The sequence below is a fragment of the Streptomyces sp. NPDC088732 genome (assembly GCF_044751205.1).
Lineage (GTDB): Bacteria > Actinomycetota > Actinomycetes > Streptomycetales > Streptomycetaceae > Actinacidiphila.
In genome coordinates this window covers 140,553-152,189 of sequence record NZ_JBIVLI010000007.1, presented here as the reverse complement: position 1 = coordinate 152,189, position 11,637 = coordinate 140,553, and the positions used below count along the sequence as shown (strand labels likewise).

At 71.7% G+C, this 11,637-nt stretch carries 13 protein-coding genes; 5 read left to right on the top strand and 8 right to left on the bottom strand.

From position 1 onward, the window contains the following. Positions 1-166: 166 nt before the first annotated feature. The gene (gene mce / locus ACIP9H_RS14710; protein WP_401580283.1) at positions 167-595 is read right to left on the bottom strand and encodes a methylmalonyl-CoA epimerase; all 429 of its coding nucleotides are present in this window, start codon (positions 593-595) and stop codon (positions 167-169) included. 172 nt (positions 596-767) lie between these two features. On the opposite strand from mce, the gene ACIP9H_RS14705 reads away from it, so the two are divergent. Then, complete coding sequence (locus ACIP9H_RS14705) at positions 768-1,943, top strand: acetyl-CoA C-acetyltransferase (RefSeq protein WP_401581096.1); 1,176 nt, start codon at positions 768-770, stop codon at positions 1,941-1,943. A gap of 286 nt (positions 1,944-2,229) precedes the next feature. Continuing rightward, positions 2,230-3,186, top strand: a complete 957-nt coding sequence (gene meaB / locus ACIP9H_RS14700) for a methylmalonyl Co-A mutase-associated GTPase MeaB (RefSeq protein ID WP_401580281.1) — start codon at positions 2,230-2,232, stop codon at positions 3,184-3,186. Between the two features lie 38 nt (positions 3,187-3,224). Here the strand turns inward: meaB and ACIP9H_RS14695 are convergent, their stop codons facing one another. The 5 genes from ACIP9H_RS14695 to ACIP9H_RS14675 form a co-directional block, all read right to left on the bottom strand. Then, a complete protein-coding gene (locus ACIP9H_RS14695; protein ID WP_360909834.1) occupies positions 3,225-3,701 on the bottom strand; it encodes a MarR family transcriptional regulator in 477 nt (158 codons plus the stop codon). 64 nt (positions 3,702-3,765) lie between these two features. Then, positions 3,766-4,545, bottom strand: a complete 780-nt coding sequence (locus ACIP9H_RS14690) for an AIM24 family protein (RefSeq protein WP_360909832.1) — start codon at positions 4,543-4,545, stop codon at positions 3,766-3,768. Beyond that, on the bottom strand, positions 4,542-5,192 hold the full coding sequence (locus tag ACIP9H_RS14685) for an AIM24 family protein (protein ID WP_401580279.1): 651 nt from the start codon (positions 5,190-5,192) through the stop codon (positions 4,542-4,544). The genes ACIP9H_RS14690 and ACIP9H_RS14685 overlap by 4 nt, the downstream gene beginning before the upstream one ends. Further along, entirely contained in the window at positions 5,192-5,830 is a 639-nt protein-coding gene (locus ACIP9H_RS14680; protein ID WP_401959274.1) for an AIM24 family protein, read from the bottom strand. The genes ACIP9H_RS14685 and ACIP9H_RS14680 overlap by 1 nt, the downstream gene beginning before the upstream one ends. Before the next feature lie 3 nt (positions 5,831-5,833). Continuing rightward, positions 5,834-6,670: a DUF2127 domain-containing protein gene (locus ACIP9H_RS14675; RefSeq protein ID WP_401580275.1), complete on the bottom strand. Its 837-nt coding sequence runs from the start codon at positions 6,668-6,670 to the stop codon at positions 5,834-5,836. Positions 6,671-6,893: 223 nt separating this feature from the next. Between ACIP9H_RS14675 and ACIP9H_RS14670 the strand changes: the two genes are divergently transcribed. Both ACIP9H_RS14670 and ACIP9H_RS14665 read left to right on the top strand, forming a co-directional pair. Beyond that, the gene (locus ACIP9H_RS14670; RefSeq protein WP_401580273.1) at positions 6,894-7,256 is read left to right on the top strand and encodes a DUF3817 domain-containing protein; all 363 of its coding nucleotides are present in this window, start codon (positions 6,894-6,896) and stop codon (positions 7,254-7,256) included. Beyond that, positions 7,253-7,549: an MTH1187 family thiamine-binding protein gene (locus ACIP9H_RS14665; protein ID WP_401959272.1), complete on the top strand. Its 297-nt coding sequence runs from the start codon at positions 7,253-7,255 to the stop codon at positions 7,547-7,549. Before ACIP9H_RS14670 ends, ACIP9H_RS14665 begins: the two co-directional genes overlap by 4 nt. A gap of 83 nt (positions 7,550-7,632) precedes the next feature. Here the strand turns inward: ACIP9H_RS14665 and ACIP9H_RS14660 are convergent, their stop codons facing one another. Continuing rightward, the gene (locus ACIP9H_RS14660) at positions 7,633-8,607 is read right to left on the bottom strand and encodes a DUF5937 family protein (protein ID WP_401959270.1); all 975 of its coding nucleotides are present in this window, start codon (positions 8,605-8,607) and stop codon (positions 7,633-7,635) included. Between the two features lie 84 nt (positions 8,608-8,691). Between ACIP9H_RS14660 and ACIP9H_RS14655 the strand changes: the two genes are divergently transcribed. Then, the gene (locus ACIP9H_RS14655) at positions 8,692-9,909 is read left to right on the top strand and encodes an MFS transporter (RefSeq protein ID WP_401959269.1); all 1,218 of its coding nucleotides are present in this window, start codon (positions 8,692-8,694) and stop codon (positions 9,907-9,909) included. Positions 9,910-9,966: 57 nt separating this feature from the next. On the opposite strand, the gene ACIP9H_RS14650 is transcribed toward ACIP9H_RS14655, so the two are convergent. After that, positions 9,967-11,592 (bottom strand): M4 family metallopeptidase, encoded by a 1,626-nt coding sequence (locus tag ACIP9H_RS14650; protein ID WP_401580268.1) that lies wholly within the window; start codon positions 11,590-11,592, stop codon positions 9,967-9,969. Between the last annotated feature and the right edge of the window lie 45 nt (positions 11,593-11,637).

Here is an 11,637-nt window from a genome sequence, read left to right as displayed (position 1 = left end):
TCCGTCTCCTGGTGTACCCACCCGCCAACCGAGTGAGATTCCCCGGGGCCCCGTTCACCGCGGAGCCTTACGGAGAATTGTGTCCGATCCCACGCCGAGGCGCGGGCAGGTACCCCAGCCCACCCCGGGGTCGCCCCGCCACTCTACCGGGGCGAGTCGCGTCCGGTCAGTGCTCCTTGGACGAGGTGACCAGCTCCGTGAGAACCCCGTGGCAGTCCTTGGGGTGCAGGAAGGTGATCCGGGACCCCATCGTGCCGGTGCGCGGGGTGTCGTACAGCACCCGCACGCCCTTGTCGCGGACGGCCGCGGCGTCGCCGTCCACGTCATCGGTGCCGAAGGCGATGTGGTGGACGCCCTCACCGTTCTTGGCCAGCCACTTCGCGACGGTGGAGTCCTCGCGGGTCGGTTCCAGCAGCTGGAGGTAGGACGCGCCCCCGTCGGAGGTCTCGTTGATCTTCAGCATGGCCTCACGGACGCCCTGCTCCTCGTTGACCTCGGTGTGGAACACCTCGAAGCCGTACGTGGCACGGTAGAACTCGACGGTCGCGTCGAGGTCGGAACAAGCGATACCGATGTGATCGATTCGAGTCAGCATGAGTCCAGTGGACCGCCGGGACGCATGGTCACGCAACGTGCCCGCGATCACACCGTCCGCCTCGTGACCGCCGCCGTACCCCTCAGTACATTGACACCACCCTCGTGAAACCATCGTTAACCCACCCTCCGTGCAAAGGGGCCGCGTCATGACCAGCCAGGCACGTACGTCCGTGATCGTCGCGGGCGCCCGCACTCCGATGGGCCGCCTGCTCGGCTCGCTCCGCAGCTTCTCCGGCGCCGAGCTCGGCGCCGTCGCCATCAAGGCGGCCCTGGACCGGGCGGGCATCGCCGGCGACCAGGTCGAGTACGTGATCATGGGCCAGGTGCTGCAGGCCGGCACCGGGCAGATCCCCGCCCGCCAGGCCGCGGTCAAGGCCGGCATCCCGATGAGCGTCCCGGCGCTCACCATCAACAAGGTCTGCCTGTCGGGACTGGACGCGATCGCCCTGGCGGACCAGCTGATCCGCGCGGGTGAGTTCGACGTCGTGGTGGCCGGCGGCCAGGAGTCCATGACCAACGCCCCGCACCTGCTGCCCAAGACCCGCGAGGGCTTCAAGTACGGCGCCGTCCAGATGCTGGACGCGATGGCCCACGACGGCCTGACCGACTCCTTCGAGAACATCGCCATGGGCGAGTCGACCGAGAAGCACAACACCCGCCTCGGCATCGCCCGCGCCGAGCAGGACGAGATCGCCGCCCTGTCCCACCAGCGCGCGGCGGCCGCCCAGAAGAACGGCCTCTTCGACGCCGAGATCACCCCGGTGGAGGTCCCCCAGCGCAAGGGCGACCCGGTGGTCTTCAGCAAGGACGAGGGCATCCGCGCCGAGACCACGGTCGAGTCCCTGGGCAAGCTGCGCCCCGCCTTCAGCAAGGACGGCACCATCACGGCCGGCACCTCCTCGCAGATCTCCGACGGCGCCGCCGCGGTGGTCGTGATGAGCAAGGAGAAGGCCGAGGAGCTGGGCCTGGAGTGGCTTGCCGAGATCGGCGCCCACGGCAACGTGGCCGGCCCGGACAACTCGCTGCAGTCGCAGCCGTCCAACGCCATCGCGCACGCGCTGAAGAAGGACGGCCTCACCGTGGCCGACCTGGACCTCATCGAGATCAACGAGGCGTTCGCCGCGGTGTCCGTGCAGTCCATGAAGGACTTGGGCGTGACACCTGAAAAGGTGAACGTCAACGGTGGCGCCATCGCCCTCGGTCACCCGATCGGCATGTCCGGCGCCCGCATCGTGCTCCACCTGGCGCTGGAGCTCCAGCGCCGCGGCGGCGGCACCGGCGCCGCAGCCCTCTGCGGCGGCGGCGGCCAGGGCGACGCCCTGATCATCCGCGTCCCCGCCAACTGACGCGCGCAGCGCCCGACCATCCGCGTGCCGGGCGGCACGCGGGCAGACCCTGCGGGCGAGTGAGCCCGAGGGGTGCGGCTTCGGCCGAGGTTGATCATTTGTGTGCCGGTCGGCTGGTCGGCATGTGGGCAGACTGTGTGGGCGAGTGAGCCGAAGGGGCGCGGCGCCCGCCGAAAAGGAGAACACGCGCAGGTCCCGAGGAACGAGGGACCGAGCATGATCGACTGTCGGCGGGTGCTCCGAGCGCCCCGGAGGCGAACCGAGCCCTCAAAGAAGAAGGAGCACGATGGACGTCCCCACCCTGGTGGAGCAGGCGCGGCAGGGCCGCCCGAGGGCGGTCGCGCGGCTGATCTCACTGGTGGAGGGGGCGTCCCCGCAGCTGCGTGAGGTGATGGCGGCCCTCGCGCCGCTCGCCGGCGGCGCGTACGTGGTCGGGCTGACCGGCTCGCCCGGTGTCGGCAAGTCGACCTCGACCTCGGCGCTGGTCTCGGCCTACCGGCGCGCCGGGAAGCGGGTCGGGGTGCTCGCGGTGGACCCCTCGTCGCCGTTCAGCGGGGGCGCCCTGCTGGGCGACCGGGTCCGGATGAGCGACCACGCCTCGGACCCGGGGGTCTACATCCGCTCGATGGCCACCCGCGGCCATCTCGGCGGTCTGGCGTGGGCCGCGCCGCAGGCGATCCGGGTGCTGGACGCGGCCGGCTGCGAGGTGATCCTCGTGGAGACCGTCGGCGTCGGGCAGTCGGAGGTCGAGATCGCGGCCCAGGCGGACACCTCCGTGGTGCTGCTCGCGCCCGGGATGGGGGACGGCATCCAGGCGGCGAAGGCCGGGATCCTGGAGATCGGCGACGTCTACGTGGTCAACAAGGCCGACCGGGACGGCGCCGACGCCACCGCCCGCGAGCTGAACCACATGCTGGGCCTGGGCGAGGCCCGGCAGGCGGGCGACTGGCGTCCGCCGATCGTCAAGACGGTGGCCGCCCGCGGCCAGGGGACCGACGAGCTCGTCGAGGCGCTGGAGAAGCACCGGGCCTGGATGGAGGAGCACGGTGTGCTGGCGGAGCGGCGGCTGCGCCGGGCCGCCCTGGAGGTCGAGCACATCGCCGTCACGGCGCTGCGCGAGCGGATCGGCGACCTGCACGGTGACCGCCGGCTCGGCGTCCTGGCCGAACGCATCGTCGCCGGCGCGCTGGATCCGTACGCCGCCGCCGACGAGCTGGTCGCGGGCCTGACCGAGCAGGCCTGACCGAGCGGCCCCGGGAACGGGCCGCCCGGACCGGCCGGTCAGGCGCGTCCGCGTACCGCGCGCAGGTGCTCGGCGACCGGGGCCAGCGCCTTGCGCAGCGCCGCCAGGTCCTCCGCCGGGAGCAGGTCGATGAAGTGCTCCCGCACGGCCGCCACGTGGTGCGGGGCGACCTTGCGCATGGTCTCCCAGCCCTCCTCGGTGAGGACGGCGTACAGCCCGCGCCGGTCGGACTCGCAGTTCTCCCGGCGGACCAGGCCCGCGGTCTCCATGCGGCTGATCTGGTGGGACAGCCGGCTCTTGGACTGGAGGGTCGCGCGCGCCAGGTCGCTCATCCGCATGCGGCGCTCGGGGGACTCCGAGAGGTTGACCAGGATCTCGTAGTCGTTGTACGTCAGACCGAACGGCTGCAGGTCCCGTTCGAGCTGGTGGGTCAGCAGCTTGCTGACCTCCAGGTGGGTGCGCCAGGTGCGCTGCTCGTCGCCGGTCAGCCAGATGGTGCCGTTCTCAGTCTCCATGCTGGAATTATACCCAGGATGTTGAAATCCGTATTAATTGGGGTCCGATTGCGTGTCCGCGCGGTCACAGTCCGAAACGGCGCTGCAGGTCGCCCAGTTGACCCGGCAGCCGCGGCGCGCCCGGTGCGCCGCCGTGGGCACCGGCCCCCGCGCCCGGTACGCCGGCCTCGTGCGGGACCGCGCCGGTCGCCTGCTCGGGCATCAGCACCTCCGTGGACTGCAGCAGCACCTGGCCCGCGCCCACGAACTCGAACTGGTGCTCCTCGCCCGAGGTGCCGCCGATGCCGGTCAGCGCCCGCAGGCCGCCCAGCACGCCGCGCATGTAGCCGTGGTCGTAGTGGTGGCAGGGCGACGGGCAGTCCGCCCAGCCCACCAGGGCCTGCGGGTCGACCCGGACCGGGGGCTCGACGAAGTGCACCGCGCCGTTGGACGCGGCGACGAACTTGCCCGTGCCGATGAGGGTCAGGAAGCCCGGGATGATCGACTGCTTGAGCGCCAGCCCCGGCTGGAAGGCCAGCAGGTTCCCCGACCGGATGGTGAGGTTGCCGTCCTCCAGGTCGTAGGAGTTCACGTCGAAGGCGCGGTCCGCGAGGATCATCTTGCCCTGGCCCTCGGCGACCACCCAGTCCGAAGCGTGCAGCGGGGAGTGGAAGTTGGCGCGGATCAGGCCGTCGAGGGCGCCGTGGCCGATGCCGTGGAAGGAGATCTGCCCGTAGTAGGCGATCATCTTCCCCTTCTGCAGGAACCACTGCCCCTTGAGGTCGACGCTGAAGGCGTACGGGTTGACGTTGTCGTCGACCGGCAGGGTGTACGGGTCGTGGACGACCGGGCCGTTCGCGGTCACAGCTTCTCCTCGCTTGCCTGGACGTAGACCGTGCCCTGCCCCGACAGCTCCAGCTGGAACGCCTCGCCGGAGCCGCGGCCCACCATGTCGCGCCAGCCGAGTGCGGTGGACAGCTTGTTGCGGACGTCGCCGCGGTGGGCGACGTACGCCTGGGGGTCGACGTGCACCGGACGCTGCGGGGTGATCGGCAGCTCGATCACGCCGCCGTGCGCCATGACCGCCACCGCGCCCTGGCCCTGAAGCGTCGTGGTGAACAAACCCTGGCCCGTGACCTGGCCGCGGATGACGCCCATGACGCCGCCCTGGGAGCCCATGAACATCGTGCTCTGCCGCAGTGTGCCGTCGAAGGCGAGCAGCCGGTCCGCCTCGACGTACAGGGTGTCGCCGGTCAGGTCGATGCAGTGCACATGGTGGCCGCCGTGCCCGAACATCACCGAGCCCTGGCCCTCGACGGTCATCAGCGGTGTCGCCTCGCCCGCCATCCGGCGGCCGATCATCGACCCGATGCCGCCCTGCCCGCCCTGCATGTTCGGGGTGAACGAGACGTTCCCGCGGTAGGCGAGCATCGCGCCCCGCTGGCTGAACAGCCGCTGCCCGGGCAGCACCTGGGCCTCGACCATCTTGGAGTTGATCCGCGTGAACGGCATCAGATCTGCCCCCCGATCGTGTTGCGCTCGCTGGGCTGGACGTACACCAGGCCGTCGCCCTCGAAGCGGATCTGGAAGGACTCGCCGCCGGACTCGCCGATCATGGCGCGCCAGCCGATGCCGGCCTGGAAGTGCTGCTGAAGGCGGCCCGTGTGCGCCACATAGGCGCCGGGGTCGACCTGGAGCGGCATGCCGGGGGCGACGCGCAGCACCACGGCCGGCCCGTCGGACATGATCGCCGCCTGGCCCATGCCCTCCACCGTGGTGGTGAACAGCCCGTTGCCCTGGGAGGCGCCGCGCAGCCCGGTGAAGGTGGTGCCGGTGCGCAGCGTCGCCTCGGTCGCCAGCAGATTGCTGGCCTCGACGTACAGCTTCTCGCCGTTGAGGCGGACGAGGTTGATCTCGCTCGCGCGGTCGGCGAAGTAGCAGGTGCCCTGCCCCCGTACCTCCATGACCTCCATCGACTCGCCGGTGAGCCGCCGGGTCACCATGCCGCGCAGACCCTCGCCGCCACCGGACATCTTCTTGAACTGCATCTGGCCGTCGTAGGCGACCATCGAGCCGTTCTTCGCCTTCACGGCGTCGCCGGCCATGTCCACGGCGAGCACCTTGCTGCCCTGCAATCGAAACTGAGCCACGGGTCAGACCGTATCCGTCCGGGAGGAACCCGTCACCAGGGTCCGCGTCACATGATGGTTGTCCGAAGTGCCGGAGGTGCCCGCCGTGCCCGCCGCCTCCTCGACCTCCAGCAGCGAGGCGCCGCGCCGCTCCGCCTCGAAGGCCGCGTGCCCGCCGCGCAGTCCGAACAGCCGCTTGGACAGCAGGATGTAGAGGACGGCGAGGATGTTGAGCAGCAGCGTGCCGATCTTGAGGTAGCTGACCTTCTCGGTGATCTCCCAGATCTCCAGCGGCAGGAACGCCGCTGTCGCGACCACGGTGAGGTACTCCGCCCACCGCTTGCCCGCCCACAGGCCGAACGCCTCGACGATCTCGATCAGCGCGTACAGCAGCAGCGCCCCGGCCACGATCAGCAGCGTGGAGTGCCGGTACTCGAAGGTCCTGCGGATGGTGTCGACCACGGGGGAGTGGTCGAGGTCGTAGTGGAAGTGCTCGAAGACCGGGCGGAAGACGGTCAGGTTCTCCTCGAAGAAGCGGCGCACCGCGTCCTGCGAGTTGCTGAAGCGCCACACCGCCCAGGCCGCCAGCACGATGAACAGGCCGCGCAGCAGCCGCTCCACGGCCAGGAAGCGCAGGATGAACAGATCGCGCAGCGCGCGGCCGCGCGGCACCTCGGGCGCCTGGTCGGCGGGGCCCGAGCCGTGCGGCTCGCCGAGTGCGAAGTCCCCGCAGCGCAGGCAGCGCCAGACCTCGCCCAGCGCGGTCTCGGCGCGCAGCCGCTCGCGCAGGTGCGTCTCGTCGGGCGCGTAGGTGACATGCCCGCGCCGGGCGCAGTGCCGGCGGTCCCAGTCCAGCTTCATCCCGTTTCTTCCTCGAGGGGGCGAGTTGTCGGTCGTCGGTCGTCGTGGAGGGGGACGCAGTCCGCCGCCGGATGGTTCACATGTTCCCGGACCCCGGCGCCTGGGTGCGGGATCGGCCGGGTGATAATGGTGACACCCTTTGTGATCGTGTTCACAAGGGCTGTCGGCGCCCGACAGCCGTACCGTGCAAGTGCTCGCAGTCGAGTCCCGTAAGAGAGGTCCCGTGGACATCAAGACCGCATCCGCCCTGAACCGGCTCCGCCTGGTCTCCGCCCCGGAGGCGGTGTCCTTCCTCCTGCTGCTGATCTGCTCGGTGCTCAAGCGCACCACGGACTTCAACGCGGTGCCCGTGATGGGCATGGTGCACGGCGTCCTGTTCATCCTCTACGTGGCGTTCTGGGTGTGGGCGTGGTTCCGCGCCAAGTGGCCGCTCGGCCGCGCCGCGCTCTACCTCCTGCTCTCCGTGCTGCCCACCGGCGGCTTCTTCGCCGAGCGCATGCTGCGCCGCGAGGCGGAGAACAGCGTCATCGCGGCCCGCGCCCGCAAGGAGCTCAAGGACGTCGGCCGAGGGGCGGTCGAGGCATGATCGTCGCGTTCTCCGTCAGCCCGGTCGGCGTCGGCGAGGACGTCGGCGAGTACGTCGCGGACGCGGTCCGCGTGGTCCGCGAGTCGGGGCTGCCCAACCGCACCGACGCGATGTTCACCTCGATCGAGGGCGAGTGGGGCGAGGTCATGGACGTCGTCCGCCGCGCCGTCGCCGCCGTCGAGGCCCGCGCCGGGCGGGTCTCCCTCGTCCTCAAGGCCGACATCCGCCCCGGCGTCACCGACGGGCTGACCTCCAAGGTCGCCACGGTCGAGCGGTACCTCGCGGGCGAGTAGCCGCGGGCGTTCCCGCAACGAACGCCGGGCGGGCTGGATCACCAGCCCGCCCGGCGTTCTTTGTGCGCCGGAGCTTGCGGCGTTCAGTCGGTCGTCAGGGCGGTGCCCAGAGGGGTGCGTTCGTAGAGGACCTGGTGGCCGTAGCGGCGGGAGGTGAGCAGGCCCGCGTCGCGGAGTACCGACAGGTGCGAGGAGACGGACGACAGGGCGAGGCCGTGGCGGTGGGCGAGCGCGGTGGTGGTCGCCGGTTCGCCGAGACCGCTGAGGATGGCGGCCCGGTTGGCGCCCAGCAGCCGGACCAGGGCGTCCGAGTCGGCGCGCGGGGTCTGCCAGAGGCCGCCGATGCCGCGCGCCGGGTAGACGACGGTGCCCTGCCAGGGCGGGTCGAAGCCCGAGGCCACGTCGGGCCAGACGAAGACGCTGGGCGCGAGGACCAGGCCGTCGCCGCCGAGGTCGCGGTCGTGCTGCGTCGGCCGGTGCAGCGTCAGGGTACCGTTCGCCCAGCTCAGCGAGGGATGCAGATCGGCGAAGAGCCCGGTCAGCCCGTCGTCCGCGAGACGGCGGGCGCGGAAGGCGATGTCGGCCTCCAGCACGGCGCGCACGCGCGGCCAGTAGGGGGCGACCAGCGCGTGCCAGGCCCGTTCGCACAGGTCCGCCAAGTCCCTTGTGGCGCGGGCCGGATCGGCGAGCATGGCGCGGCCGGACGGGGTGTCCGCCGCGCCCGGGGTGTCGGCGAGGGCGCGGGCGAGGTCGCCGCGGGCCGTGCCGGGGTCGGTGGCCCGTACGCGGGCCAGGTCCTGCTCGATGGAGGTCAGGGGGCTGTCCGGCGGCGGGGACAGGAAGTCCGGGGTGTGGCCGCGGCGCGGCATGAGCAGCCACAGCGGCGTGAGGTCCAGTTCCCGCGCCGCCGGCTGCGTCTGCCGCAGCCAGGGCAGGTGGTAGGCCTGCAGCCGGGGCTCCTTGAGGGCGCGGACCGCGCCCGTCACCTCCCACAGCGGGGATATCCCGAACCGGCAGCGCAGCAGGTCGTCCGGCCCGAACCGCATGTGCAGCGGCATCGGCGGCCTCCTCCCGGGCACTCTTGTTTCGGCTGGAGCCGAAAGACTACGGGCGGTGCGGTTCCGGCCGCCACGCTGCGGTCCATGACGCTCAATGCCGACGCCGTCCCCGCCGCCGCGTCCGGGGGCTACCGTGCCGTCTTCGCCGTGCGGGAGTTCCGGGCCGTCTTCGCGGCGCACGTGCTGTCCTTGCAGGGCACCGTCGTGTCCCAGATCGCGCTGTCCGTGCTGGTGTTCCGGCTCACCGCGTCGCCGCTGCTGTCGGCGCTCACCTTCGCGCTGGGCTTCGTGCCGTACGCCGTGGGCGGGACGCTGCTGGCGGGGGTCGCCGACCGCTTCCCGCCGCGCCGGGTGCTGGTGGTCTGCGACCTGCTGTGCGCGGCGTGCGCGGCCGCGATGGTGCTGCCGGGGACGCCGATCGCCGTCCTGCTCGCGCTGCGCGCGGTCATGGCGGTGATCGCCCCGGTCTTCACCGGGACGCGCGCGGCGAGCCTGGCCGACATTCTCCCGGGTGACGCCTTCGTCCTCGGGCGGTCGCTGATCCGGATCGTGGCGCAGGGAGCGCAGGTCGTCGGCTTTGGGCTGGGCGGACTGCTGCTGGCCGTGGTCACGCCGCGGGCCGCCTTGCTGCTCACCGCGGCCGCGTTCCTCGGCTCGGCGCTGCTGCTGCGCCTGGGGACGAGGCGGCGGCCGGCACGGGGCGCGCGCGAACGCGGTGACGGCGGCGGTACGGGACGGCTGCTCGCCCACCGCCGGGTGCGCGGGCTCCTGCTGCTCGCGTGGGTGCCGTCGTTCTTCTGCGTCGTCCCGGAGGCGCTCGCGGCGCCGTACGCGCAGTCCGTGGGGGCGGGGACGACGGGGCTCGGCCTCTTCATGGCGGCGATGCCGGTCGGCATGATCCTCGGGGAGGCCCTGGCGGGCGGGTACTTGAGCCCGGCGGCCCGTGGCCGGATCGCCGGCCCGCTGGTGGCGTGCACCCTGCTGCCCTACGCCGCCTTCCTGCTGCGGCCGTCGCTGCCCTGGTCCCTGGCCGCGATGTTTGCCGCCGGGCTCACCGGCGCCTGGACGCTGGGCGTGGACCAGTGGTTCGTCGACGCCGTTCCGGAGGAACTGCGCGGCCGGGCGATGACCGTGCAGTCGGCGGGCCTGATGACGGTCCAGGGCGCGGGAATGGCGGCGGCAGGTGCCGCCGCGGAGTTCGGGCCCGTCCATCTGGTGAACGGGTGGTCCTGCGTGATCGGCACCTTGTGCGTCCTCGCGGTGCTGCGGACCGTATGGGGCGGTCCGCAGCACCGCGAGTGATCGGGGTGCCGGCCGGGTCAACGGGTCAACGGGTCACCGGGCTGCACCGGCGCGCCGTCAGGCGACGTTGACCCCGGTCCAGGCGGCGGCGACCGCGTTGTACTCGGCGGAGCCGCTGCCGTACAGGTCCTTGGCCGCGTTCAGCGTCGCGGTGCGGGCCTTGGCGTAGTTGGTGGACGAGGTGAAGTACACCGTCAGGGCGCGGTACCAGATGGCCGCGGCCTTGGCGCGGCCGATGCCGGTGACGGTGGAGCCGTTCTTCGTGGGGCTGTTGTAGCTGACGCCGTTGATGGTCTTGGCGCCGCTGCCCTCGGAGAGCAGGTAGAAGAAGTGGTTGGCCACACCCGACGAGTAGTGCACGTCGAGGTTCTTCACCGAGGAGGACCAGTAGTCGGCGGAGGCACCGTCCTTGGACGGCTTGTCCATGTAGCGCAGCGGGGTGCCGTCGCCGTTGATGTCGATCTTCTCGCCGATGAGGTAGTCCGGGGTGTCCGAGGCGAGGTTGGCGTTGAACTCGACCATGGTGCCGAAGATGTCGGAGGTGGCCTCGTTGAGGCCGCCGGACTCGCCGGAGTAGGTCAGGCCGGCCGTGGCGCTGGTCACGCCGTGGGATATCTCGTGGCCGGAGACGTCGAGCGCGGTCAGCGGGTGGGTGTTGCCCGAGCCGTCGCCGTAGGTCATGCAGAAGCAGCTGTCGTCCCAGAAGGCGTTGACGTAGTTGCTGCCGTAGTGGGCGCGCGAGACGGAGCCCTTGCCGTCGTTCCTGATGCCCGAGCGGCCGAAGGTGTTCTTGTAGAAGTCCCAGGTGGCCGCCGCGCCGAACTGGGCGTCCACGCCCGCCGACTGGCGGTTGGAGGCGGAGCCGTTGCCCCACACGTCGTCGGTGTCGGTGAACGTGGTGCCGGTGCCGCTGGTGCGGTTGTTCAGGTCGGTGGTGGAGATGCCGCCGCGGCTCGCGTCCTTCAGCGTGTAGGTGCTGCCGGACTTGGTGGTGGTGAGGGTGACCGAGCCCACGTGGACGCCGGTGCCGGTGCCGGTCTGGATGCCCTCGTACTTCTGGATCACCGCGCCGGTGCCGGCGTCGGTGATCACGTTGAGCTCGCTCGGGGTGCCGTCGGCCTGGGTGCCGTGGACCACGGTCCGGTAGGCGAGCCGGGGCGTGCCGCTGACCGCCCAGACGACCTTCTGCGGGGTGGCGGCGGTACCGACGGTCTTCAGCGGTTCCTCGCCCTTGACCAGCGGCGTCTTCAACAGGCCCTTGACCGTGGCGGCGGCCTTGTCGCGGGCGGCGGAGGGCGTCACGGCGGGGGTGAGGGTGGCGGGGGCGATGCTCGCGGTGACGGTCCGCGAGACGGACCGGGTGGCGCCGTCGCTGCCCTGGTGGACCACCAGGTCGCCGCCGAGCACCTCCAGGCCCGCGTAGGTGCGGTCGTAGCGCAGGTGGCGGGTGCCGTCCGGGTCGACGACGACGTCCTTGACCGTCAGCCGCTCCTGGGAGCCCAGGCCGAGGGCGCCGGCCAGGGCGCCCGCCTGGCCGCGGGCGTCGGTGAGGGCCTGTGCGTGGGAGGCGGCGAGCGCGGTGGCGGACGGCGCGGGCCGTGCGGTCGCCGCGAGGGACTGGAGGCCGCCGGCCAGGAGTGCCGATGTGGCCACGAGGGTGCCGAGTGCCAGCTTCTTGCGCAATGTGACTCCTTGGGTCCCGCCGTGTGGGGACGGCAGGCGTGGTCC